This window comes from Comamonas sp. MYb69 (assembly GCF_037479315.1).
Classification (GTDB): domain Bacteria; phylum Pseudomonadota; class Gammaproteobacteria; order Burkholderiales; family Burkholderiaceae_C; genus Comamonas.
In genome coordinates, this window is the sequence record NZ_JBBGZG010000007.1 from 62,013 (window position 1) to 86,952 (window position 24,940).

A 24,940-nucleotide genomic window follows, 5' to 3' on the forward strand; every position below is an offset into this window, starting at 1 on the left:
TTTTCTCGTTGCAGTGGACCAAAGCCGCAGAAAACAGCCAGAAATCTTGTGTATCTGTACACACATCCGTTGGCAGAAAAAGCCCCGCCTGGCGCGCGCCAAAAACCGGCCGATTATACAGACCCTGCCTGCGCCAGGGCCCGGCTGCCTGCCGGTGGAACGCTCCCCGCACAAAGCAAGAACGTTACGTAACACCTCCGTAACAAGTGGCCGAAAAACTGGCTCCTGCGCCGCACCAAAAGGCTACTAAAATTAAAAATAATCATTTAAAACAACAAACTTTTAAATTTCACAGATGTAACAAGAACGGGTTCGCAGGCTGGCACAGGAGTTGCACTCTTAAAAACAAGGCCTGGGCATTTGCCCTTGAGGCCAGCCCCCAGACCGGAGACCTGCACATGACCCACAACGCCCCCTTGCTCAGCCCAGAGGTCTGCGAGACGCTGTTCGACGAAGCGCAGGAGCGCCATCTGTGCATGGAGGTGCATTGCGCACCCGGCCTGGCCCACCAGCTGAGCCTGGCTGCCCGCTTTGTGGCGCAGCAGGCGGTGGATCTGCCCCAGCCCTATGACGGCTGCCTGATGTTCTTCACCATCACCGCGCAGAACCTGCCCATCACCAGCTTCAGCATCCAGCAGCCCAGCGTTGCCGATGCCTGGACGGAGGGTGCTGCGCGCATGCGCCAATGGGCCTGGGCCTTCAATGCCACCGGCGTGGAGCTGCGCATTGACTGGGCGACCGCCGTGCTGCCGCTGCCCGGGGATGACCCGCAGGATGCGCTGTCCGACCTGCGCCAGTCCTGGAGCCTGGCCGACAGCGCGCAGGAGCGCGCCGAGATGCTCGCCCTGCTCAGCCACCGCATGACGCGCTCGCTCGCCCGCCTGCAGCTGCTGAGCGATCCGGTGCCCGCCAGCACGCAGGGCCGCTGGCAACTGCTGCTCGAAGGCCTGCACATCAGCCCGCTCGGAGAGATGCGCACCCTGCCCCGCCCCGATCCCTCGGCCCCCCGGGGCAGCCACGGCAGCGCGGCCTCGGCCATCTACCAGGCCACGCAGGAGCTGCTGGCCCGCAGCCAAAGCGAAGACGGCAGCTGGCCCGAAGCCAGCACCTTGGTCGACCACCTGGGCATCACCTATGCGTTGCTGCTCACCCAGCGCCAAAGCGCGCCGACGCCAAGCGCGTCGATGACCATACACCGCGCCATTGCCTACCAGGCCGAGCAGATGCAGCGCTGGAGCCTGCATGAATGCGGCAGCGACCTGCTCAAGGCCATGAGCCTGATCGTGCTGGTGCAGTATGTCCACCTCTACCCGGGCGCCGGCTGCGCCACGGCGCTGCGCGACCTGATCGGCCTGCTGTCGCAGCAGCTCCATGGCAAGGCCGCTCGCGGTGCAGGTGCCACCGCCCCCTGGGCCCAGCTGGCCTTGCAAAGCCTGCAAAAGAGTGGGCAGCAACCTTCGGACCTGCAAGCTGCCACTGGCAGCCCCGCTGCAGACGGCGACAGCCCATGGCTGCATGCCGCCTGGCAGCAGCTGCAGGCCCTGGCGCAGGACGAGGAACACAGCAAGCTGCACCCCGAGCCCTGGGTGTCGGCCGCGCTGATGGAATGCTCTTTGCAGCACGGCAAACCGCTGTTTGCCAGCCATGCCCAGCGCAGCCAGTTTTTCTCAGGCATGCAGTCGCTGTTCAAGACCTGCTACCAGCGCATGGTCTGGCCCAAGCTGCCCCATACGCAGGCCAGCCGCCAGCGCTGGAGCAGCGGCGCACTGCAGGCGCCCGTTACCGACTGCCGCGTGGCCAGCCAGCTGCTGATCACCATCAGCGCGGCGGTGAGCTTCGCCAACCTGTCGCAGGCACGCTCATAAGCGCTATAGGTACCCGGCAGCCGCAGCGCCTGGCGTAACGGCCCTTTGCACCCTCAAAACCAAGGCGCCTGCTGCAAAAGGGCAGGCCCCTTGTTCTGTTCAAACGGGATGTCAGCGCCCCACGGTCTCACGCACAATGCGCCACTGGCCTTGCTCGGGCTGCAGCACCAAGGTCTTGCGGGAGTTGCTCTTGAGCGCGCCTGCCGCATAGGCCTGCACAAAGCGGGCCGTGGCGCGTGGGCCGTCAACGGCCACCTGCACATCGCTGAGCGCCACGCTGATCTCAGACTTGCCCACAATGCGCTGGCGGCGTGACTGCTTCCACGCTGCCAGGCTGCTGCCATCGGCGGGTTTGAAGGCGGGGCTATAGGCGGCCAGGTAGGCATCCATGTCTTGCTGGGCCCAGGCCTGGGCCCAGGCCTGCACGGCGGCCTCCACCGCGGCAGGGGAGCTATCCAGCGTCTGCAAGTCCGTCGCGGCAGGTGCGGCGTCCGGCGCCGGGCTTGCTTTGGCGGCGGCACTGGCTGCGGGCCTGTCCGATGACTTGGCCGATGACCGTGCCGCCTCTGCAGCGGCCAGCTGCAGCGGGGTTGCCGAGGATATGCGCTCTGCCAGCACAGGCTCGGGTGCAGTTGCAGGTGCGGGTGCAGGTACCGCAGCCGCAGCTTGCACCGGGGTCAAGCCCGGGGCGGGCGGCGCGGCTGCTGCCACCGCTGTCACTGGCACCGCAGCCCCATGCCTGCCCGGCGCAATCTGCGCGATCAGCGCCTGCTTGGGCGCAATGCCCTGGCGGGCGCTGTCCAACTCCAAGGCCTTGCCATAGGACTGGCTGGCCATGCGCGCATACAGATCACCCAGGTTTTCATAGGCGGTGGCATAGCCGGGCTGGGCACGGATGGCCTGCTCCAGCGCATCGACGGCCTTGCGGTCCTGGCCTTGGGCGGCATACAGCACGGCCAGGTTGTTATAGGGCTCGGGCATGGCCGGGTAGTCGCGTGCCAGCGCCGAAAAGATCTGGATGGCTTGGGTCTGCTGCTTTTGCTCGGTGGCGATCACGCCGCGCAAAAAGCGCATCTCGGCGTCCTGGGGGTTCAGCTGCAAAAACTGGTCGGCCTGCGCCGCCGCCTGCGCGGTCTGGCCCTGCTCCAGCAGCTGGGCCACCGCATCCACTTCGCGTGCGGCATGGGCAGGCAGTGCCAGCAATACAGCCGCACCGCCTGCGAACAGCGCAGCCACCAACTTTGGCAACCGTGCCTGCCTTAACCAGAGAGGGGGAGAGAAGTGACGAGACGCGATGCGCATAGATGGCTTTTTAAAAGTCATGGAATCAGGGGAAATACAACGAATTTCTTTGAACAGCTTCTTTAAGCCGGCGCCGCAGTGACCAGGAGAAACACGGATGCGGCAAGAGACAGCAGAAATAGTATGCGAGCCCGCCACCCGATTCATTATGTAAATTTTTATGGATACCACAGGATCATGATTTAAATCCTATTTATACGCCAAGCAGCAAATATTTACAGAAATGCTCCGCCATAACCGCAGAACGTTACGTAACGCCTGAGGGAACAACATTGGACATTGCTTAAACGCCAGATCAAACCATAGTTTTTAAACTGCAATCCATCCGCAAGCAAATATATTTATTCATAAATTTCAATGACTTATGAAATACCAAATGAACGCAGATAAAAAACAAATCCATGGCACGCAAGTTGCACAGTCTCCGCCCAGATAAGCCTCGCGAGGCAAGTCGGAGCCCTTGCGTTTGATATTTCAATTTTCTACAGGACAGAGAAAATGACCACCTCCACCGCCCTCCCCTCGAATACCGCAGCTGCTGCACTGGCCACCCACGGCATGGCGTCCCAAACCGGCAGCGCCGCAGCGATGGCCGCATCGGCCAAAGGCACCCCTGCCACGCTGTCCCAGGCCAGCGCCGGCGTGCAGATCGTGCGTGACGGCCAGACGATGGCGGCCCCCGCAGGCACGGCCTTGCAAGTGGGCGACAAGATCATCGTGCCAGCCGATGGGAGCGCGCAGGCGCAGTTCAGCGGTGCCGGTGGCCAGAAGCTGGTGGGCACATTTGCAGGTGGCACCGAGGCCACGCTGGGCTACCAGGCAGGCGCCGACGGCACAGGCGCGATGGCGCTGGACCTCGCCTCGGGCAAGGTCGATGTGGCCCCTGCCGGGGACGACACCGACGCGCTGGGCCTGGTGGTGACCCAGGAAACGGCCGAAGCCGGTGGCTCCACCTTGGGCGATTTTCTGCTCGCCGGCTTGGTCGGCATTGGTGGCGGCGCGCTGATCGCTGCGGCGCTGGACAGCGGCGATGACGACGACGACCGCAAGCCGCCCATCAACCCCACCAATCCAACGAACCCTACCAACCCCACGGATCCGACCAATCCCACCAACCCAACCAACCCGACGGACCCCACCAGTCCTACGGATCCGACCAACCCCACCGATCCCACCAACCCAACCAACCCAACCAACCCAACGAATCCGACCAATCCCACGGATCCGACCAACCCTACCAATCCAACGAACCCTACCAATCCAACGAACCCGACCAATCCCACGAACCCAACGAACCCGACCAACCCCACCAATCCAACGAACCCGACTAACCCAACGAATCCGACCAATCCGACGGATCCTACGAACCCGACCAATCCAACCAATCCTACGGATCCAACGAATCCAACCAACCCTACGAACCCCACCAACCCAACAAATCCGACGGACCCTACCAATCCGACGAATCCTACCAACCCGACCAACCCAACCAACCCCACGGATCCCACCAATCCGACGAACCCGACCAACCCTACGAACCCCACGGACCCGACCAACCCTACCAATCCGACTAACCCAACGGACCCCACCAACCCGACCAATCCAACCAACCCCACGGATCCGACGAATCCAACCAACCCGACCAACCCTACGGATCCAACCAACCCCACCGATCCGACGGACGGCCATGGGCTGATCACCTCGGTCGAGGACGTACTGGGGGCGCTGGGCGGTGGCACCTTGGTGGCGCCCGTCACGGACCTGGTCAATTCGCTGATCAACCCATCGACGGGAACCCTCGCGGTGGTGACCAGCGTGCTGGAGCAGTTGACGAACACCAATGGTGGCCCTCTGGGTGTGCTGACCGAGCTGGTCGATGGCCTGGTCAATATCCAGGACCAAGGGCTGGAGCCGCTGGTGGCAACCCTCAACCAGCTGATCGCAGGTCTGGGCGATCCCACATCGACCGAAGGCATTCCCGGTCTGGTGAACCAGGTGTTGGGCGGTCTGCTCGGTGAGAACAGCCCGCTCGGTGAGCTGCTGGCGGGCGTGGGTGGTCTGCTGGGCGGCTTGCTGGGCGGCGGCTCCGGCACACCGCCCGGTGGGACGGACGGCCCCGGCATCGTGACCACGGTGCAAGACGTGGTGGACGGTTTGCTCGGCGGCACGGTGGCAGAGCCGGTGGGCCAGTTGATCGACAGCCTGCTGCACCCGACCGATGGCACGCTCGCAACCGTCACCGGTTTGCTCGAAGGCCTGACCAGTGTCGAAGGCGGCCCGCTGGGTGTCTTGACCGAGTTGGTCCATGGCCTCACCCAAGTGGACGGCCAGGCACTGCAACCGCTGATTGGTACCTTGAACGAGCTGATTGCCGGCTTGGGCAGCATTGGTGAAGGTGGTATCAGCGGCGGCCTGATCGGCTCCATCGTCGACAGCATCCTCGGCGGTCTGGTGCCTGGCGGTGGCGCGACCGACGGCGGTCTGGTGACGACGGTACAAGAGGTTGTCGATGGCCTGCTGGGAGGCACGGTGGCCGAGCCTGTGGGTCAATTGCTCGACAGCCTGCTCAACCCCGGCAGCGGCACCCTCGCCACCGTGACTTCGGTGCTCGAAGGTCTGACCTCGGTAGACGGCGGCCCGCTGGGTGTATTGACCGAGCTGGTCAATGGCCTGACCCAGGTCGAAGGCCAGGCGCTGCAGCCCGTCATCGGCACCTTGAACGAGCTGATTGCCGGCTTGGGCAATGTGGGCGAAGGCGGCCTGGGAGGCGGCATCATCGGCAGCATCGTCGGCGGTGTGCTGGGCGGCCTGGTCCCGGGTGGCGGCGCCACCGATGGCGGCCTGGTGACCACGGCGCAGGATGTCGTCGATGGTTTGCTGGGCGGCACGGTCGCCGAGCCGGTGGGCCAGCTGCTCGATAGCCTGCTCAACCCCGGCAGCGGCACCTTGGCCACGGTGACCACCGTGCTCGAAGGCCTGACCTCGGTCGAAGGCGGCCCGCTGGGCGTGCTGACCGAGCTGGTCAGCGGACTGACCCAGGTCGAAGGCCAAGGCCTGCAACCGGTCATCGGCACCTTGAACGAGCTGATTGCCGGCCTGGGCAGCATCGGTGAAGGCGGCCTGGGCGGTGGCTTGGGCGGCGGTTTGATCGGCAGCATCGTCGGCGGTGTGCTGGGCGGCCTGGTCCCTGATGGCGGCGCGACCGATGGCGGCCTGGTGACCACGGCGCAGGATGTCGTCGATGGCCTGCTCGGCGGCACGGTCGCCGAGCCAGTGGGCCAGCTGCTCGACAGCTTGCTCAACCCCGGCACGGGCACCCTGGCCACGGTGACTTCGGTGCTCGAAGGCCTGACCTCGGTCGAAGGCGGCCCGCTGGGCGTATTGACCCAGTTGGTCAGCGGCCTCACCCAGGTGGAAGGCCAAGGGCTGCAACCCGTCATCGGTACCTTGAACGAGCTGATTGCCGGCCTGGGCAGCATCGGCGACGGTGGTGCCGGCGGCGGACTGGGCGGCGGCCTGATTGGTACCGTGGTCGGCGGCGTGCTGGGAGGCCTTGTGGGCGGCAATGGCGGCCTGCTGGGAGGCCTCACCGGTGAAGGCGGTCTGCTGGGCGGCTTGACCGGCGACGGTGGTCTGCTGGGCGGCCTGACGGGCGAAGGCGGTCTGCTCGGCGGCGTTGTTGGCGGCAATGGCGGCCTGCTGGGAGGCCTGACCGGTGACGGCGGTCTGCTCGGCGGGCTGCTGGGCTCCGGCTCTGGCGGCACCGATGGCAGCGGCGCAGTGACGACGGCACAGAACCTGGTGGGCGACCTGGTCGGCGGCACGGCTGCAGCACCGGTCAATGCCGTGGTCGATACCCTCCTCAATCCACAAAGCGGCGCGTTGGCCCCTGTGACCAGCTTGGTGGAAAGCCTCACCCATACCGGCAGCGGCCCGCTCGGCGCTGTCACCTCGGTGGCCAATGGCCTGACCCAGGTGCCTGGCCAGGCGCTGGAGCCGGTCGTCTCTGCCGTGCACGATGTTGTCGCAGGTCTGAGCGGCGGCGCATCCGGTGGCGCAGTCGGCGGCTTGCTCGGCGGCCTTACTGGTGAAGGAGGCCTGTTGGGTGGCCTGACCGGTGATGGCGGTCTGCTGGGTGGTGTCATCGGCGGCAATGGTGGCCTGTTGGGTGGCCTCACCGGCGAAGGCGGTCTGCTCGGCGGTCTGACCGGTGAAGGCGGTCTGCTGGGCGGCGTGGTCGGCGGCAATGGCGGCTTGCTGGGTGGCCTCACCGGCGAAGGCGGTCTGCTCGGCGGTCTGACTGGTGAAGGCGGTCTGCTGGGAGGCGTGGTCGGCGGCAATGGCGGCTTGCTGGGTGGCATCACCGGCGAAGGCGGACTGCTCGGCGGGCTGACCGGTGACGGTGGTCTGCTCGGCGGATTGCTGGGCTCCGGCTCCGGCGGGGCCGATGGCAGCGGTGTAGTCACTACGGCACAGAACCTGGTGGGTGACCTGGTTGGCGGCACCGTCGCAGCGCCGGTCAATGCGGTGGTCGATACCCTGCTGGATCCACAAAGCGGCGTATTGGCGCCAGTGACCAGCATTGTCGAAGGTCTGACCCAGAGCGGCAGCGGCCCCTTGGGCGTCGTGACCTCGGTGGCCAATGGCCTAACCCAAGTGCCTGGCCAAGCGCTGGAGCCGGTCGTCTCTGCCGTGCACGATGTCATTGCGGGCCTGAGCGGCGGCACCTCCGGTGGTGCGGTCGGCGGCTTGCTGGGCGGATTGACGGGAGAAGGCGGCCTGCTGGGTGGCCTGACCGGTGACGGTGGCCTGCAGGGTGGTGTCATCGGCGGCAATGGCGGCCTGTTGGGCGGCCTCACCGGCGAAGGCGGTCTGCTGGGTGGTGTTGTTGGCGGCAATGGCGGCCTGTTGGGCGGTCTCACCGGCGAAGGCGGTCTGCTCGGCGGTCTGACTGGTGACGGTGGTCTGCTGGGCGGCGTCGTCGGCGGCAATGGCGGCTTGCTGGGCGGCATCACCGGCGAAGGCGGACTGCTCGGTGGCCTGACCGGTGACGGTGGTCTGCTGGGCGGACTGCTGGGCAATGGCTCCGGCGGCACCGATGGCAGCGGTATGGTGACCACGGCGCAGAACCTGGTCGGTGACCTGGTCGGCGGCACCGTCGCAGCGCCGGTCAACGCGGTGGTCGATACATTGCTGGATCCGCAAAGCGGCGTACTGGCACCGGTGACGAGTGTGGTCGACAACCTGACCAGCACCAGCAGCGGCCCCTTGGGCGTCGTGACCTCGGCGGTCAATGGCCTGACACAGGAGACGGGCCAGGCACTGGAGCCGGTGGTCTCGGCCGTACACGATGTCCTGGCCGGGCTGAGTGGCACCACCTCGGGCGGCGCAGCAGCGGGCCTGGGCGGTGTGGTGGACGGCCTGCTCGGTGACCAGGGCGTACTGGGCAGCGTGCTGGGCAGCAGCGGCGCAACGGGGGGGCTGCTGGGCGGCCTGACCGGCAACACGGGCCTGGTCAGCGGCTTGCTGGGTGACAGCGGCGTGGTCGGCGGCCTGCTCGGCGGCAGCACCGGTCTGCTCTCGGGCATCACCGGTGAGCACGGCCTCGTAGGGGGTCTGCTGGGCGGCAGCGGCGGGTTGGGTGGCTTGCTGGGCGGCACGGCAGCGCCGCACTTCGTGGCCAGCACGGCCGGCAGCGCGCTGCAGCCGGTGGCTACTGCCATCAGCAGTGTGGCCAGCGGCGATGCACACAGCGTGCTGCCGCAAGACCTGCTGCACCACCAACTGGCCTGATGCACAGCGCGCCCTGCGCGGATCAGTGACCCGCTTCCATCCCCATGGGTCTGCAGCGCTTGCCTGGTTTCCAGGCAAGCGCGGGGCCCCATCAAGGATTGCCATGTTCAAACTTCTCCCTCTTTCTGTCGCCGCCGCTCTGGCCCTGGGCCTTGCGGCCTGCGGCAGCAGCTCCACCACCTCCAAACGTGAGGAGCACCATTACGCGCTGTCCAAGCCTGCGGCCGAGCCCGCCCAATCGGGCGTGGCGCCGGTCGTGGCCACCGCACAGCCGGGCAACAAGGGGCCGGCCGATACCGCCCATACCTTGTATTTCGACTTTGACTCCTACACCGTGCGCCCGGCTGACCGCCCCGTGCTGGAGAGCCATGCACGCTGGATGCGCAGCCACCCTGGCCAGTCGCTGACCCTGCAGGGCCACACCGATGCGCGCGGCGGCATCGAATACAACCTGGCGCTGGGCCAAAAACGGGCCGAATCGGTGCGCAGCAGCTTGCAAGCCCTGGGCGTGAACCCCGCCCGTGTCGAGGCCGTGAGCTATGGCAAGGAACGCCTGGCCGATACCGGCAGCAGCGAAGAGGCCCACCAGCGCAACCGCCGGGTCGAGTTCGAATACCGCTGAGTGCCCCATGCCCTGGCAAGGCATGGCGCCCTGCATCGCCATGCCGCTTCCCTTGTCTCAGCCCCTGGAGGACATGTGTTGGCGCACCAAGCACCCCACCGCTGGAGCAAACAGCCCAGCCTGGTCCAGCAACTGGGCCTGGGCCTGGACTATTTGAAAACCCGCACCAGCCCCCTGCCCGAGCCGTTTGGCGACTGCATCTTGCTGCTGAGCGTGGCGACACCAGGAGAGCCTGTGGCGACCTTCTATGTGCGCCGCGCCACGCTGGAGGCGGCCTGGCGCGCCGGCACCACCCAGGTGCGGCAATGGGCCTGGAGCCGCAGCCTCGACTGCCTGGAGCTGCGCATTGACTGGCCCTCGCATATCAGTGCGCTGCAAGGCGGTGCTGCACCGGCTAGCCCGCGCCCAGCGGTTTCGGCCTGGGCGCTGGCCGACGAGAGCCTGGAGCAGGTGCAACTGGTGCCGCCCCAGCGTTGGTCCAGCACGGCCCCGGCACCGAGCGCATGGCTGCCCGGCATGGGCGAGCAGCCGGACCGCCTGCCCCGCGCGTACTGGCTGCTGCATCTGCAAGGCCTGTTTGTCAACAGCGAAGGTTATTTGACGCAGCTACCGCGCGCTGACCTGCCCCCGTTGCAGGCCAGCGGTGCCGCCTTGCCCCAGAGCGAGGCCAGCATCGCGATGCTGCAGGCACTGGCCGTGCCCGAGCCGGCCCACAGCCCCTGGAGCAACGAGCGCCTGGAGGCCTTTTGCGCGCGCATCTATGCACTGCTGCTGGTGCAGCAGCACTGCCAGCCACAGACGGGCCAGGCGCCCCCCCAGCAGCGCGGCCTGTCCCAACTGCTGGGCCGTGCTGCGCTGCAGCTGTGCCAGCAGATCCAGATCCACCAGGCAGAAGGGACGCAGCGCTTGCACCACGCGCTGTGCCTGCTGGTACTGGCCCGCTATGCACAAAGCCAGCGCCACGAGCCGCTGGACGCCGTGCTGCCAGTCATGGCCGAACTGGCCCAACGCCTGGCCACCGGCAAGGGCCAGACCGCGCACAGCGACTTGCAGCCGCCACTGCCCACGCCCAAACCGGCCGCATTGGCGCCTGCCTGGCGCCTGGTGGCGCTGGCCGCCTATGCCGATGGCATGAGTGCGCAGGGCTGCACATCCACTGCGGTCACAGCGCCCAGCGATGCACCATCCCCCCCACCCGGCGCCGCCCTAGGCAGCAGCACCAGTACCACCAGCATGGCCACGCCTGAGATGGCTGCGCTCGAAGCACTGACCCGGCACTGGCTGCAGTGGCACCTGCTGGCCCATGGGGGCGCCTCCTCGGCGCAGCCCGATTGGTCTGTGGTGGCAGTGGCCGAGCTGGCCCTGCAACCGGGCTTGGCCCAGGCCCGCAGCCACCTGCAAAGCTGCAGTTGGCTGGCTGCGCTGCGCAAAACCTTGCAAGCACAACTGCCGCAATACCTCCACCCCGAAGCGGCCATGTTTATGGCGCCCGATGCGCGAGAGCAAGCCGCTTTTATTGAGCCATTTACCGGTGCAGACCCTTTGCAAGCCAACAACTGGCGTATTTACCAGTGGATTCACCATATTGCTGTTCCGCAATTAATTAATTTTTGATTAGCAAATACCCCCAATTTGTTGAACATTTACATAGAAAAAAGCTTTAAGACTCCCGCTCCGCCAATATTTATACAACCCCTATATTTAGTATCTGGGCGGGAGACATTTGTCATAAAAAAATACAATTTCTTACCATCACCGATCCGCGCTATGTTTGATAAAAATCAAAGTAAATTACAAGAAATGGCGGACTAAACCGCAGTCGATTTTCCGAGTTAATAAGTAAAACCAATAAATAAATAGTGTATTTGTGCAGCGCAACAGTGGATCGCTGAGAGGAATTGGGAGAGACCAACATGATCGAGTACCTGCTACCCCGCGCCTTGGTGTCACGCACCGAAGCCACGGCGCAGGCCCAGGAGGCCGAAGCGGCGACGGCCAGCCCGTTCGCAGCTGCTATGGCGACGTCATTCGCCCATGCCAAAGGCCATTTGCACCAGGCCGTCTGGCTGTCACTGCCCATCAGCCTGCTGGGGCTGCTGCCCTCGATCTTCCTGCTGCAGGTCTATAACCGTGTCATCTCGCGCGGCGGCACCGCCACGCTCACCGCCATGGTGGCCGGCGTGCTGTGCATGCTGGCGCTGGAGCTGTACCTGCGCCGCAAACGCGCCCGTGCGCTGCGGGAAGCGGGCGCCACGATCGACCGCGAAGTCTCACAAAGCCTGATGCGCTCCATGCTGGCGCACCCGCTGCTCACCCTGGAGCAGCGCTCGGCCACGCAGTGGTTGCAGCTGTTTCGCGATGTCGGCTCGATGCGCTCTTGCATCTCGGGCGGCGTGGCCTCCTCGGTGCTGGATCTGCCAATGGCCCTGCTCGCGCTGATCGTGATCGGCATCATCGCCTGGCCGGTGCTGCCGGTGATCGTGGTGGCTATGGTCGTGCTGGGCGTGCTGGCCTGGTGGTGGGCCGATGAGGTGCGCAGTGGCCGGGTCGAAGAAGTCGAGCAGGCGCGCCAGCTCGACCGGGGCACGGCCGAGATCTGCAATGCGCGCGGCACCCTCAAGGTGCTCGGCTATGACGCAGCGGCCCAGCAGGCCTGGCAATCGGGCTATGACCGCTGGCTGGCCGAGAGCTTTGACAAAAACGGCGAGATGGAAAACGCCAAGGAAACCAGCCATGTACTGCTGACCTTGTTCTCGGTCGCCGTCATCACCGTGGGCGCGCTGGCCATCAATGCGCAGTGGATGAGCATCGGCAGCCTGATGGCGGTGAATCTGCTGTCGGGCAAGGCCCTGGGCCCGATTGCCCAGCTGGCCAGCAACTGGCGCTCGCTGGCCCGTGCCAACGAAGCCACAGCCCGCCTGCAAGAAGCACTGGAGGAGCCGCTGGAGCCCGAGAGCCAGCGCATTGCGCTGCCCCGCCCGCGCGGCGTGTTTCGCTTGGAGCAGGCCAGCTTCCAGTACCCCTCAGGCCACTTGGCGCTGGACCAGGTGTCGCTGCAGATCGGCCCCGGCGGCATCCATGCGATCCTGGGCCGCAATGGCGCGGGCAAATCCACCCTGGCCAAGCTGCTCGCCGGCCTGTACCAGCCCACGCAGGGAACGATCTCGATCGACGAGTACGACATGGCGCAGTTCCCGCGCAATGACCTGGGCCGCTGGGTGGGCTGCCTGGCCCAGCAAACCTACTGGTTCAGCGGCCCGATTGTCGATATCTTGCGCATGGTCAGCCCCGATGCCGATGACGGCCAGATTCTGGCAGCCTGCCAGTTGTCGGGCGCGCACAGCTTTATCAGCCGCCTGCCCCAGGGCTACCAGACCATCCTGGGCGAAGGCGGCGCGGGCCTGTCGGCCGGCGAGCTGCGCAAGCTTGGCCTGGCCCAGCTGTTCTTGCGCAACCCCTCGGTGCTGATCTTGGACGAGCCCAGCAACGACCTGGATTTCGAGAGCGAAACCGCGCTGCTGCAAACCCTGCGCCAGATTGCGACCAAGCACACGGTCATCATCGTCACCCATTCGCTGCGCGTCGCATCGCTCGCCCAGCACATCTACCATGTGCGTGGTGACGGCCAGGTGGACCAGGGCCAGCCAGAGCACATGCTGCCGCTGCTCTTTGGCGTCAGCAGCAAGCCAGCGGCTGCCGCCAACGAAGCGCCTGCCTCGCGCAGCAGCGCGGCTGCCGCCAAGCCATCGGCCGCAGCCGGCCCCGCGCAGGCCCAGGAGTTGGCATCATGACGGCCCGCTCCCTTCACCACCTGCCCCAGGTGCTGCAAAACCTGGAGCGGCCAGCGCTACCCGGCACGCCCGAGCCCGGCCGCAACCAGCGCCGCATCGTGCTGGCGGCCCTGGGCGTGCTGGTGCTGGTGGGCCTGTTCTACCCGGTCGAGAACGTCGTGGTTGCCAGCGGCCAGGTGATTCCCTCCGACCGCGTGCAGACCGTGCAGCATCTGGAAGGCGGCATCGTCACCACCGTGCATGTCAAGGAAGGCCAGGAAGTCCACAAGGGCGAGCCGCTGCTCGAAATTGACCTGGGCGGCAGCAGCCTGAACCTGGAGCAGTTGACGGCCCGCAGCGCCACCGCGCAGGCCAGCCGCACGCGCCTCACGGCCGAGAGCCAGGGCCTGGCGCTCAAGGCAACGGATTTCCCACGCGAGCTCGAGAACAAGATTGTGCGCGCCGAGCTGGGCGCCTTCTCCTCGCGTGCGCTGGAATACCAGGGCAGCCTGGCATCGAGCCAGGCCATGCTGCTGCAGGCCCGGGGCGATGTGGCCCAAAGCCAGGCCCGTATCGACGGCCTGCGCAGCAGCCTGGCCTTGCACGAGCAAGAGGCCGGCATTGCCCAGCAACTGGCGGCTGAGCAGCTGATTGGCCAGCTCGAAGTGCTGGACAAGCAACGTGCCCTGACCCTGGTGCGCACCGATCTGGCCGCCGCCGTGCAAAGCCTGGTCAGCAACCGCGCCAAGGTCGAGCAGGCCCAGGCCAAGATTCTGGAGACCCAGGGCGCGTTCCGCCGCCGAGCCTCCGAAGAGCTGGCCCAGACCGAGCGCGAACTGCTCAGCCTGAGCGAAGACCTGTCCCGCGCCCGCAACCAGCGCAGCCGCACGGTGGTGCTGGCCCCGACCGACGGCGTCGTCAAAGGCCTGCGCAGCTCGGGCGCCGGCTGGGTGGTCAAGCCTGGCGAGGCGATCTTGGAAGTCGTGCCCGACAAGGACGAGGTCATCGTCGAAGCGCGCCTGAACCCGGCCGACCGGGGCTATGTGCGCGCTGGCCAGGAAACCAAGGCCAAGGTCAGCGCCTATGACTACCTGCGCTATGGCTTTGTGCCCGGCAAGGTCACCCTGGTATCGGCCGATGCCGACCACGACCCGAACGTGCCCGATGCGCCCTCGTATTTCCGCATCCAGGCCAGCCTGGCCCAGCCCTGGGTCGGCCGCAAGGACAACCGCATCACCACCGGCATGCAGGCCGAGCTCGATCTGTTGCTGGGCCGTGAGCCCTTTATCTGGTATTTGCTGCGCCCCGTGCTGCATATCCAGAGCGAAGCTTTCCGGGAGCCTTGAGCGATGCGCCTCTTTGCCCCCGCACCCCTTAGCAGCATGCCGCTTGGCCAGGCGGCCAGCCTGCCAGCGCGCTACCTGGCGGCCCAGCCGCGCCTGGCTTGCCCCGGGCGCGCCGAGCCGCAGGGCGCCTCGGTCTGGGGGATTGTCTGCGCGCTCACCATGGCCTGGGCGAGCAGCGATCTGCAGGCGCAGGGCTTCTCCGATGGCACCGTGCCGGCGCAGGAGGCCAGCCAGGCCGATGCCACGCCGGTGCTGGAGATGCCGCTGCGCGTGCAGATGGCCGAAGCTGCGCCAGAAAGCCGCGATAGCGCGCCTGCGCTTGCCAGCAGCACCGCGCCCACCGCGAGCGCAGAAATGGCTGCTCCCACGCCGGCCGCCCCCGTCATTCCCGCCAGCACCGCACCTGCCGCCGCCTTGCAGCTGGCACCCAAGCTGATGCCCGGCACACTTGCAGGCAACGCGTCCCAGCAGCAGCTGCTCACAGCGCTCTACACGATGCTGAGGGACCACCCCGATGTGCGCAAGGCACGTGCCGCCGTGGAATCAGCAGGCTACGACACCCACACGGCTGAGGGCGCGCGCTGGCCCAGCTTCAAACTGGGCACCTCGGCCGGCAATGCGGCCCTGCCCCAAGGCGGGAGGCGCAGCTCGTACACGGCAGTGAACGCCGAGGTGCGCATGAATCTGCTCGATGGCGGCGCCATCAGCGCCGGCATCGAGTCGGCCCAGGCCATGGAAGCAGCGCAAGGCAGCGCCCTCTACACCACGCGCCAGAATGTGCTGCTCGATGCGCTGTCGGCCTTGCTCGAGCTGCACCGCTTCCAGACCAAGGCCCGCATTGCTGCCGAGTCGGCTGAGATCATCGGCCAGCTCGCCCGGGTCGAAGAGCGCCGCGCCGAACTGGGCGCCGTCGGCCGCAATGACCTGCGCCAGGCCGCATCGCGCCGCGCCAGCGCACTGGCCCAGCAAAATGCGCTGGAGGCCCAGCGCATCGATGCGCAGGCCCGCTTTACCCGCTACTTCAACTACATCCCCAGCCTGTCCTGGCTGCCCGAGCCCCAGGTGCCCAGCTTCTGGGTGCCGACCAATGAGCAAGCGGCGCTGCTGGCCGCCGAGGACCAAAGCGCCGAGCTGCGCGAGATCGGCCACCTGATCGAGCGCGCCCAGGCCGAGGTCGAGCGCAGCAAGGCCCAGCGCTGGCCTACGGTCGCCGCCGTCGTCTCGCACACGCGCGATCCCAAGAGCGTGCTCTACACCGAAGGCACCCGCTACGGCGTAGAGCTGAACTGGAACTTTGGCAATGGCTTTGAGCTGCGCGACCGCATCCTCAAGGCCATCAGCGAGCTGCAGGCCCAGCAAGCCCAGCAAGAGGCCGTGCGCCGCCAGGTGCATGAGGCTGCGTCGTCCGCCTGGGGCCGCTGGCAGGCGGGCCGCGCCCGCGAGGCCCAGCTGCACGATGCCGTGCGAGAAGCCAGCGCCGCCTTTGAGGGCTACCGGCGCCTCTTGGAAGTGGGCCGGGGCAACCTCTCGCAGGTGCTCGATGCCCAGCTCGACGTACAGCGCCTGATGCTGGACGCTGCCGACGCCATGTATGACCAGCGCATCAATGAATTGCGCCTGACCCGCACCACCGGCCAGTTGCTGCCCCGCGACTTGCCCGAGCACTGGCTCGACCAGCTCTTTGCCCAGCGCTCTGCAAATGCCCCCGCGCCTGCCACTGCGCAGCGCCCCTTTGCCGGCCCTGGCCCCGCGCCACTGGCTGGCAGCCGCGCAGCCCCTGCCCGGCCTGGAACAACGTATACCTCTGCCCCTGTTTTGACTGCGCAGCACCTGCCGCTGCGCCTGGACCACCGATGGGACACGCAGCTGCTCAGCCAGCCGCAAGGCCCCGGTGCAGCGCGCGCTCTGCGCTGGTAAGAGGTACGGGTTTCCACAGCGACAGGCGCTTGCCCACGCCTGCCACTGTTTTTCAGCTGGGCTATGTAAATGGAGAGCATCATGACCAACATCATCAAGAACTTCTGGAACGATGAAGAAGGCGCGACCGCCATTGAGTATGGATTGATTGCGGGGCTGATTGCCGTCGGCCTGCTGGTGGCATTGACCGATATCGGAACCAAGCTGCAAGTGGTCTTTACCAAGATCAGCAACGCACTGACGAACGCCGGCACCGCAGCTCCCTGAGCGCTCAACGTGGCTACCACTGCCTTCACCTGGATCCTGCTGCTGTGGCTTGTCGCCATAGCAGTCATGGACCTGCGCAGCCGCAAGGTGCGCAACTGGATGGTGCTGCTGGGCCTGGCCACAGGCTTGGCAGCACTGTTCGGAGGTGCACAACCGTTCGACTTGATGGCCTGGCAAGGCCTGGCAGGTATGGCGGTGGCCTTTGTCGCCCTGCTGCCCCTGTACGCCATCCGCTGGATGGGCGCCGGGGATGTCAAGTTTGCGGCGGTCGCTGGCCTGTGGTTTGGGCTGTCCCCCTATCTGCTGGCCATCTGGCTGGGTGCAAGCCTGCTTGCCGGTCTGCACAGCATGGTCGTATTGGGGTGCCGCATCCTGCTGCGTAGCCCCCAAGGCGCGTTGCTGCTGGCCAGACTGCCCCTGCTGCAGCCGGTACTGGCAGCCGGTGCAAATGCGCCTGCCAACGACCGGCCTCGTGGCCCCCAGCGCAGCATTCCCTATGCCGGCTATATGGCGCTGGTGGCGATCGTGCTGATGATGCGCAACTCCGTGCCTTTCCAGGGTTGAAGGACTGCTGGCATGCACCTCTTTCCACCTCCACCGCCCATGTGTTTTGCTGTCGCCCCCTGGGCCGCACGCGCTGCCGCGACAGCAAAGCATATGCCGCTTTCAACTTCTAGGAGCCCTCGACCATGAACCTCACCAAGATACTGGCTGGCCTGCTGCTGGTCCTTGCCTTGGCCCTGGGCCTGGGCGCCTTGTTGCTGGGCCGTCAATCTGCCAACCGGCCCAGCACGCCGATCACGGATGCCAGCAGCGGCGATGCAGGCAAGCCAGCGCCCACCCATGCCGTCGTGGTCGCAGCCAAGTCCATTGCGGCAGGCCAGCGCCTGGTGGCAGACGACCTCAAGATCGCCCAGCTTCCAGTCGCCGTGGCCTCCAGCTTCTCCAACACCGATGCACTGCTGGGCCGCACGACCACGATGGCGTTGGTGGCCGATGCACCGCTCTTTGAGCAGCAGCTGATCAGCGGCTTGGCCTTGCAGGTCGAGCCCGGCCAACGCGCGGTGTCGGTCGGTATCCGCGAGGCCATGGCCGCCGGCCACCATGTGCGCCCCGGCGATTTTGTCGATGTGTTCTTTACGCTGGACGGCAAGACCGACGCGGCCGAGGTGGACAGCCAGACCCGGCTGCTGCTGGCACGCACCCGTGTGCTGGCCTATGGCGCAGCCAGTGTGGAAAACCCACCACTCACCCAGGCCCAGCGCCAGCAAGAAGAGCAAGAGGCCGCCAAGACCGGCAGCAGCGCCAATGCAGCCAGGCGCAATACCCAGGATACCCAGGCGGCGCGCAATGCCGCCACCGCCGTGCTGGCCGTGCCTTTGCAGGATGTGGAGCGCCTGACCCTGGCCGAGAAATACGGCCAGTTGAGCCTGGCATTGCGCCACCCCGATGACAGCCGCGTGCCCGACCCGGCCCTGTTCGCCGTGCTGCCCACGGTGCTGCAGCCGGTGGCAGGCAAGCTGGCCAAGGGCGAGGAGCTGCAGGGCATGGACCGCTCCTTTGCCGGCCTGCGCTTCAAGGACCTGGCAACCGGCGCCGACAGCAAGCCGGTGCGCCGCCCTGCCACCGTCACGCAGGCCAGGGCGCCAGCGCCGGCCGCGCCCTTGGCGCCACCTCGCACGCTGGAGGTCTACCAAGGCGCCAGCGTGCAGACCGTACGTTATTGATGGCTGCCGGGGTTGTCAGCCCCGGTTGACCGCGCCACACAGGCGCACACGGGCCCGCAAGGCCCGGAACCAGAACGAGACAGACGAGGGAACCGACTATGAGAACCACCGCACTCGCATCCGCCGCCTGGCTGCCGCTGCTGGCCAGCGCCTTGGCCGTGCAGGCCCAGCCTCTGGCGCCCGCTGCCGTGAGCGTGCAACCCTTGGCGCTGGTGCAAGGCCAGCAGCAGCTGTTCAAACCCGGTATTGCCATTGCGCGCATCGCCATTGGTGACCCTGCCGTGCTGGATGTGCAGGTGCTGGGCGAATTGCCCCAAACGGGCAAACCCGCCGCTGGCAAGGCTGCCACCCCGCGCCCCGCCCGGCCGGCCGAGCTGCTGCTGACCCCCAAGGCTGCTGGCAGCACCACCTTGATGGTCTGGCCCAGCCAGGGCGAACCGCAGACCTGGAGCGTTGTGGTCAGCGGCCCGCGCCTGTTGCTGGAGCGGCGCCTGCAGTCCCTGCCCGAGCACGCGCGCGCCTCGGCAGAGCTGGCGGCCACTGCGCCCAAAGGCACGCCCTTGACCGACCGCGCCCAGGTGGATGTGCGCAGCAATACCGTGCAGGTCGATGTGCAGGTCGTGGAGTTCAAAAAGTCGGCCATGCGGCGCGCGGGCGTGCAGCTCAACAGCGGCGGCGCCAATGACCATGGCTTCCAGTTTGGGGTCTACACCCCGGGCAGCAATGGCAGCAGCAGTGGCTCTTCCAGCGGCAGCGGCGGTAGCGACAATGGCACGACAGCCATTGCCAGCGCGATGAACCTGGTCCTCGGCTTTGGCCGGGCCTTCAGCGGCCGGGGCATTACCGCGCAGCTGGGTTTTTTGGAGGGCAATGGCCTGGCGCGCGTGCTCGCCAAACCCACTCTGGTGGCCCACAGCGGCCAGACCGCAAGCTTTCTGGCCGGTGGCGAGATCCCGATTCCCGTGCCCAGCGGCGGCAGCAACAATATCTCCATCCAGTACAAGGAGTTTGGCGTCAAGCTGCAGCTGACGCCGACCATTCTGTCCAACGAACGCATCGCGCTCAAGGTGGCGCCCGAAGCGAGCGACCTGGACTACACCCAGGGCGTGACGATCAATGATATCTCGGTGCCCGCGCTGCGCACCCGCCGTGCCGACACCTTTGTCGAGCTGGCCGATGGCGAGAGCTTTGTCATTGGCGGGCTGGTCAGCCGATCGACCCTGTCCAATGTCAACAAGGTGCCGCTGCTCGGTGACCTACCCATCCTGGGCACCTTCTTCAAAAACCTCAACTACTCGCAGGAAGAGACCGAGCTGGTGATCATCGTCACGCCGCGCCTGGTGCAGCCGCTGCCCGCCGGCACCAACCTGGAGGCACTGCTGCCCGGCGCGCAGCAGGAGCTGCCCAATGCGGGCCGCGTCTGGGCACCGTATGCGGTAGGCGCGCCCTATGCCGACTCCCCCCTGCCCGGCTTTTCGTACTGATGCCATGAACAAGGACTCGCTCGCCCCCCACAGCGCAGGCTCCGCGCCCGAGAGCCCCTCGCTGGCTGACCTGCTTACCCCCAGGCCCGGGCATGTCCGGCCTGCGCCGGCCGATGCCAGCGAGCGCCCGGCCCTGCGCGCCGTGCCGCCTTCACTGACCCCCGTGCCTGCCACTGCCAACCCCGCAGGCGACAGCCCCGCGACCGTGCCGCTGCTGCTGGTCCAAGCGCCGGCGCCACAGGGCGCGCTGGCGCTGGTCTGGATGCAGCGGCTGCTGGGCGGTGCCCAGCCCCATATCGCCCCCAGCCTGTATACGGTGGCCGAGCAAGTGCAGCAGCTGCAGCCCCAGGCCGTGCTGGTGCAGTTTGACAGCGCCAATGTCGATGCTGCGACTGCGCTGGTCGCCCAGCTGCAGCAAGCCTTTCCGCATATCCCGCGCCTGGCGATTGGCCATGCGCAAGACGCCCCATGCCTGCTGGCAGCATTGCGCGCCGGCGTGCAGGATTTTCTGGATCTGGACGCACCGCTGGACCCGGCCCAGCGCGTGGTGAGCCAGTTACTGGCCCGCCCGGCGGCCTTAGACCAGCGCCGTGCCGATGCCGCGCCTATCACCGCACTGCTCTCGGCCCGGGCCGGCTTGGGCTGCAGCCTGCTGGCATCGCACCTGGCCTGGCATCTGCAAGAGGGCCTGAGCCCTGCGCGCAGCGGCAAGGCTGCTGTGCCAGCCAGCCACGCCGCCGATGGGCAGAGCTTGCATGCCTTGCTGCTGGACATGGGCGCCTCGGGCGGTGACTGCGCCATCTACCTCAACACCCCAGGCGAGTTCAGCCTGGCCGATGCGCTCAGCCAGCAGCGGCGCCTGGACAAGCGCATGGCGGCCAGCGCGCTGTCGCGACACCCCAGCGGCCTGCGGCTGCTGACCATGCCGCGCCATGCCGCGCTGCCAGCGGCCGGAGAGATCGACGCGCTGGTCCAGCGCCTGGGCCAGTATTTTGAGCACCTGGTGCTGGACCTGGGCGCCGACACGCCCCTGCCGGTGATGGCCGAGGTGCTGCCCCAGGCCAGCCAGATCTGGCTGGTCTGCGACCAGAGCGTGGCCAGCGTGGTCTGGACTGCCGAGCTCCTGCAGCAACTGCAGGCCATCGGCATCGCGCCCGAGCGCATCGAGCTGATCGTGAACCGCCATGACAGCCGGCTGGAGCTGGCGGCCAGCCACATGGCGGCGCAGTTGCAACTGCCCTTGCTTGGCAACATTCCCGAGCGCCGCCGGCCACTGATGCAGGAGGTCAACCGGGGCCTGCTGCTGCAGGCGCAGCGCCGCAGCGAGCCCTATGTGAAGGCGGTCGGCCAGCTCGCCGACCAGCTGCTGGCCGCGCACCATCCACAGCGTGTGGGCCACCGCAGCGGCGCGGTCGGTCCCTTGCAACACCTTCTCCAGCGCCTGCGCGGACACTGAAAACCACCATGACGACCACGGACTACACCACCTCCGCCGCCGCTGCCAGCGAGAACCTGCAGCATGCCCAGCTGCTTGCCGATCTCAAGAACCATGCCTATGAGCACCTGCTCAGCCGCATCGAGGAGCTGGGGGCGGAGTTTGGCCGCTGGTCCCAGGCGGCGATTGCGCAGTTTGTGAAGCTCGAGCTCGACAGTTTTATCCGACTGCATGCGGTACCCGTCAATGAGCAGGAAGCCCGCCAGGTGGCCGAGGCGCTCAGCCGTGAGCTCACCGGCCTGGGCCCGCTGCAGCCGCTCCTGGAAGATGCGCGCGTCGAGGACATCCTCATCAATGGCTACCGCGACATCTATGTCTCGCGCGGCGGCATGCTCGAGCGCGAGGCCTCGCACTTCAAGGACGACGAGCATGTGCTGCGCATTGTGCGGCGTATTCTGGCGCCGCTGGGGCGGCGCCTGGACGAATCCAGCCCCATGGTAGATGCCCGCCTGCCCGATGGCGGCCGCATCAATGTGATCATCGGCCCACTGGCCATCGACGGCCCCACGGTCTCGATCCGCAAGTTCCGCAAGGACCCGCTCACGCCCAAAGACCTGGTCGAGCTGGGCAGCTTCAGCGAAGACATCTGCCGCATTCTGGAGATGGCCGTCAAGGCACGCTGCAACATCCTGGTGAGCGGCGGCACCAGCTCGGGCAAGACCTCCTTGCTCAACGCCCTGGCCAGCTTTATCCCGAGCAACGAGCGCATTGTGACCATCGAGGACACCGCCGAGCTCGCCCTCAACCACAGCCATGTGGTGCGGCTGGAGAGCCGCCCGGGTAGCTTCGATGGCTCGGGCCATGTGAGCATCCGCGATCTGCTGGTCAACAGCCTGCGCATGCGGCCCGACCGCATCATCGTTGGCGAAGTGCGCAGCGGCGAAGTGCTGGAGCTGCTCCAGGCGATGAACACCGGCCACGATGGCTCCATGGGCACCATCCATGCCAGCTCGCCGCGCGAATGCCTCTACCGCGCCGAGATGCTGGCCGGCTTTGCCGGCTTTCAGGGCAGCGAAGTGAGCCTGCGCCGCCAGATTGCCAATGCGGTGGACTTTATCGTGCAGATCGGCCGCCTCTCCAACGGCCGCCGGCGCCTGCTGTCACTGACCGAGGTGACGGGCATGACCGACAACATGATCTCCACCCAGGAGCTGTACCGCTACGAGGCCCAGACCGGCCCCGACGGCCAGGAACAGGACCAGTGGGTTTCCATGGGCATCTCGCCGCATTCGCCCAAATTGCTGGCCTGGTGGCGGGGCCAGCAGCAGGCCGGCAGCAGCGGAGGACCACGATGAACATCCACCCCGCCGTCCTGGTCATCGCCGCCCTTGCCTGCGCGCTGCTGGCCCTGGCGCTGTGGCTGTTCTCCCGTGCGCGCCAGCAGCAGGCCCGGCAATCGATTGCCGGCCATATGCAGCGCAGCCGCGATATCCAGCGCGATCTGCTGGCCCCCTCAGCCGCCGCACCGATGCCCGGCATGGCAACCGACCCCAGAGCTTCTGCAGCCTTGCCTGCTGCGCTCACGCCCTCGGCCTCAGCGCGGCAATGGCTGTATGACCATCTGGGCTATGGCGCCTGGGGCATCAGCCCGCGCGGCCTGGTCATGATCGCCGGGCTCGGGCTGTTACTCGCGTGTCTGGTGGCACTGCAAGCAGGTGCTTTGCTGGGTCTGATGGTGCTGGCCGTCTATGCGCTGCTGACCTGGTTTGGCATCTGGCACCGGGTGAGCAAGCGCCGCGCCAAGATGCTCTCGCTGCTGCCGGGCTTTCTGGACAATATGGTGCGCCTGATCTCCATCGGCAACTCGCCCCATGCCGCCTTCCAGTTTGCCAGCGGCAATGTGCCCGAGCCGCTGGGCAGCGCCTTGCAGCATGTCAATGCGTCCCTGAGCGTCTCGCCCGACCTGGGCCAGGCGATGACCCAGTTGGAGCGCACCTGGAAGCTGGCCGAGTTCGGGCTGCTCGCGGCCGTCTTCCGCATGAGCACGCGCTACGGCGGCCGGGTGGACCAGGTGCTCGAACGTGTGTCCGCCTATATCCGCGACCGCCAGTCGGCCGAGCGCGAGCTCCATTCCCTCTCGACCGAGGTGCGTCTTTCAGCCTGGATCCTGGCCTTGCTGCCCATCATCGTGGGCAGCTTGATCATGCTGCTGAACCAGGGCTACTTCCTGCGGCTGTGGCAAGACGGTACCGGCCAAAAAATGATCTTTATCGCAGCAGGCCTGGAAGTGTTTGGCTCCTTTCTGCTGTACCGGCTGGCACGCCTGAAATAGGGAGTCCGACTGATGTCTCGACCCACATTCCTGAACGACCGCCGTTATTCGCCTCCTCCAGAGCCTGTTTGCTGCACGGAGGATTGCCGATGACCAGCGATCAACTGTGGATTGCCAGCCTGGTGCTGGCTGCGCTGGGGCTGCTGATGCTCGCAGGCAGGCTGCTGCTGCGCCAGCACCGCAGCGAACGCACCGAGTTGCGCGTCGCGCAGCTGCTGCGGCAGCGCGAAGCGACAGCTGCAGTGATTCAGCCCTTCCCCATACCCGGGCTGCAAGCGCTGCCAAGCTCCGCATCGCAAAGCGAGCAAGAGGCGGCCCAGCAGATGATCGATCGTCTCAAGCCGCCTGCCTGGTTGGACACGGGCCTGGCCAAGGCCTTGTTTGCGGACGAGGACCGCAAGCTCATGGAGCAGGCAGGCATCGAGATGGCACGTGGCGCCTTCACATTTGTCACCAGCCGCATCTTGCTGTGCCTGGCCCTGCCTGTGTTGGCGCTGCTGATTTTCGAGCCACAGGGCACCACCGCCGTGTTCCAAGGCTTTGTAGCTTTCAGCCTGGGCCTGATGCTGCCCAAGTGGATTCTGCGCTCCAAGGCCACCAACCGCCGCAAGCAGGTGGTCGAAGAGCTGCCGCTGTTTGTGGACCTGCTGCGCTTGCTGCAAGGCGTGGGCCTGAGCATTGACCAGAGCCTGCATATTCTGGCCTCTGAATTTGGCAGTGTGCTGCGCGTGCTGAGCGCCGAGTTGGGCCTGGCCAATCGGCTCTACAGCTCGGGCCGCACGCGTGAGCAGTCGCTGCAGCGCCTGGCGATGCTGGGAGCCGACGACGACATGAGCGCCGTGGTCAATCTGCTGGTGCAGGTGGACCGGCATGGCGGCGCCGTGCAGGAGCCGCTGCGCGAGTTCAGCCTGCGCCTGCGCGAGAAGCGCCAGGCCAATTTCAAGGAAAAGATCGGCACGATCACGGTCAAGATGACCGGCGTGATGGTGCTGACCTTGCTGCCCGCCTTGATCGTGATTACGGCAGGGCCTGGCTTTACCGCGGTGATCCGCTCACTGTCGGCGATAGGAGGGAAATAAC

General features: G+C 66.4%; 16 protein-coding genes. 15 read left to right on the plus strand and 1 reads right to left on the minus strand.

Going from position 1 to position 24,940, the window contains the following annotated elements; all coding sequences use genetic code 11:
* Nucleotides 1-398 precede the first annotated feature (398 nt).
* The gene (locus WH303_RS11365; protein WP_339518546.1) at nt 399-1,865 is read left to right on the plus strand and encodes a hypothetical protein; all 1,467 of its coding nucleotides are present in this window, start codon (nt 399-401) and stop codon (nt 1,863-1,865) included.
* A gap of 111 nt (nt 1,866-1,976) precedes the next feature.
* Here WH303_RS11365 and WH303_RS11370 read toward each other — a convergent pair whose 3' ends face one another.
* Entirely contained in the window at nt 1,977-3,113 is a 1,137-nt protein-coding gene (locus WH303_RS11370; RefSeq protein WP_339518547.1) for a L,D-transpeptidase Cds6 family protein, read from the minus strand.
* Between the two features lie 552 nt (nt 3,114-3,665).
* Between WH303_RS11370 and WH303_RS11375 the strand changes: the two genes are divergently transcribed.
* The 14 genes from WH303_RS11375 to WH303_RS11440 all read left to right on the plus strand — a co-directional run bounded on the left by WH303_RS11375 (nt 3,666) and on the right by WH303_RS11440 (nt 24,939).
* Nucleotides 3,666-8,960 (plus strand): hypothetical protein, encoded by a 5,295-nt coding sequence (locus WH303_RS11375; RefSeq protein ID WP_339518549.1) that lies wholly within the window; start codon nt 3,666-3,668, stop codon nt 8,958-8,960.
* 103 nt (nt 8,961-9,063) lie between these two features.
* Nucleotides 9,064-9,582, plus strand: coding sequence for an OmpA family protein (locus tag WH303_RS11380; RefSeq protein WP_339518551.1), 519 nt, complete (start codon nt 9,064-9,066; stop codon nt 9,580-9,582).
* A 78-nt stretch (nt 9,583-9,660) separates the two neighbouring features.
* Nucleotides 9,661-11,196, plus strand: coding sequence for a hypothetical protein (locus tag WH303_RS11385; RefSeq protein WP_339518553.1), 1,536 nt, complete (start codon nt 9,661-9,663; stop codon nt 11,194-11,196).
* Between the two features lie 299 nt (nt 11,197-11,495).
* The gene (locus tag WH303_RS11390; RefSeq protein ID WP_339518555.1) at nt 11,496-13,373 is read left to right on the plus strand and encodes a peptidase domain-containing ABC transporter; all 1,878 of its coding nucleotides are present in this window, start codon (nt 11,496-11,498) and stop codon (nt 13,371-13,373) included.
* Nucleotides 13,370-14,698 (plus strand): HlyD family type I secretion periplasmic adaptor subunit, encoded by a 1,329-nt coding sequence (locus WH303_RS11395; RefSeq protein WP_339518556.1) that lies wholly within the window; start codon nt 13,370-13,372, stop codon nt 14,696-14,698. Before WH303_RS11390 ends, WH303_RS11395 begins: the two co-directional genes overlap by 4 nt.
* Before the next feature lie 3 nt (nt 14,699-14,701).
* A complete protein-coding gene (locus WH303_RS11400; protein ID WP_339518558.1) occupies nt 14,702-16,615 on the plus strand; it encodes a TolC family protein in 1,914 nt (637 codons plus the stop codon).
* 81 nt (nt 16,616-16,696) lie between these two features.
* Nucleotides 16,697-16,882, plus strand: coding sequence for a Flp family type IVb pilin (locus tag WH303_RS11405; RefSeq protein WP_339518560.1), 186 nt, complete (start codon nt 16,697-16,699; stop codon nt 16,880-16,882).
* 9 nt (nt 16,883-16,891) lie between these two features.
* On the plus strand, nt 16,892-17,446 hold the full coding sequence (locus WH303_RS11410) for an A24 family peptidase (RefSeq protein WP_339518562.1): 555 nt from the start codon (nt 16,892-16,894) through the stop codon (nt 17,444-17,446).
* 125 nt (nt 17,447-17,571) lie between these two features.
* Entirely contained in the window at nt 17,572-18,609 is a 1,038-nt protein-coding gene (cpaB, locus tag WH303_RS11415) for a Flp pilus assembly protein CpaB (RefSeq protein ID WP_339518563.1), read from the plus strand.
* Nucleotides 18,610-18,707: 98 nt separating this feature from the next.
* Entirely contained in the window at nt 18,708-20,093 is a 1,386-nt protein-coding gene (locus tag WH303_RS11420) for a type II and III secretion system protein family protein (protein WP_339518564.1), read from the plus strand.
* 4 nt (nt 20,094-20,097) lie between these two features.
* Nucleotides 20,098-21,549 carry an AAA family ATPase gene (locus WH303_RS11425; RefSeq protein WP_339518566.1) on the plus strand — a complete coding sequence of 484 codons (1,452 nt, stop codon included), beginning with the start codon at nt 20,098-20,100 and terminating at the stop codon, nt 21,547-21,549.
* A gap of 8 nt (nt 21,550-21,557) precedes the next feature.
* Nucleotides 21,558-22,883: a CpaF family protein gene (locus WH303_RS11430; RefSeq protein ID WP_339518568.1), complete on the plus strand. Its 1,326-nt coding sequence runs from the start codon at nt 21,558-21,560 to the stop codon at nt 22,881-22,883.
* Nucleotides 22,880-23,860 (plus strand): type II secretion system F family protein, encoded by a 981-nt coding sequence (locus tag WH303_RS11435; protein ID WP_339518570.1) that lies wholly within the window; start codon nt 22,880-22,882, stop codon nt 23,858-23,860. Before WH303_RS11430 ends, WH303_RS11435 begins: the two co-directional genes overlap by 4 nt.
* Nucleotides 23,861-23,949: 89 nt before the next feature.
* The gene (locus tag WH303_RS11440) at nt 23,950-24,939 is read left to right on the plus strand and encodes a type II secretion system F family protein (protein WP_339518572.1); all 990 of its coding nucleotides are present in this window, start codon (nt 23,950-23,952) and stop codon (nt 24,937-24,939) included.
* Nucleotide 24,940 lies beyond the last annotated feature (1 nt).

Excerpts from the sequence above, each read along its gene's own strand:
- WH303_RS11400 (WP_339518558.1), top strand. The coding sequence starts at position 14,702 with ATGCGCCTCTTTGCCCCCGCACCCCTTAGCAGCATGCCGCTTGGCCAG.
- WH303_RS11435 (WP_339518570.1), top strand. The coding sequence starts at position 22,880 with ATGAACATCCACCCCGCCGTCCTGGTCATCGCCGCCCTTGCCTGCGCG.
- WH303_RS11395 (WP_339518556.1), top strand. The coding sequence starts at position 13,370 with ATGACGGCCCGCTCCCTTCACCACCTGCCCCAGGTGCTGCAAAACCTG.
- WH303_RS11375 (WP_339518549.1), top strand. The coding sequence starts at position 3,666 with ATGACCACCTCCACCGCCCTCCCCTCGAATACCGCAGCTGCTGCACTG.
- WH303_RS11430 (WP_339518568.1), top strand. The coding sequence starts at position 21,558 with ATGACGACCACGGACTACACCACCTCCGCCGCCGCTGCCAGCGAGAAC.
- WH303_RS11380 (WP_339518551.1), top strand. The coding sequence starts at position 9,064 with ATGTTCAAACTTCTCCCTCTTTCTGTCGCCGCCGCTCTGGCCCTGGGC.
- WH303_RS11440 (WP_339518572.1), top strand. The coding sequence starts at position 23,950 with ATGACCAGCGATCAACTGTGGATTGCCAGCCTGGTGCTGGCTGCGCTG.
- cpaB (WP_339518563.1), top strand. The coding sequence starts at position 17,572 with ATGAACCTCACCAAGATACTGGCTGGCCTGCTGCTGGTCCTTGCCTTG.
- WH303_RS11420 (WP_339518564.1), top strand. The coding sequence starts at position 18,708 with ATGAGAACCACCGCACTCGCATCCGCCGCCTGGCTGCCGCTGCTGGCC.
- WH303_RS11365 (WP_339518546.1), top strand. The coding sequence starts at position 399 with ATGACCCACAACGCCCCCTTGCTCAGCCCAGAGGTCTGCGAGACGCTG.
- WH303_RS11425 (WP_339518566.1), top strand. The coding sequence starts at position 20,098 with ATGAACAAGGACTCGCTCGCCCCCCACAGCGCAGGCTCCGCGCCCGAG.
- WH303_RS11390 (WP_339518555.1), top strand. The coding sequence starts at position 11,496 with ATGATCGAGTACCTGCTACCCCGCGCCTTGGTGTCACGCACCGAAGCC.
- WH303_RS11405 (WP_339518560.1), top strand. The coding sequence starts at position 16,697 with ATGACCAACATCATCAAGAACTTCTGGAACGATGAAGAAGGCGCGACC.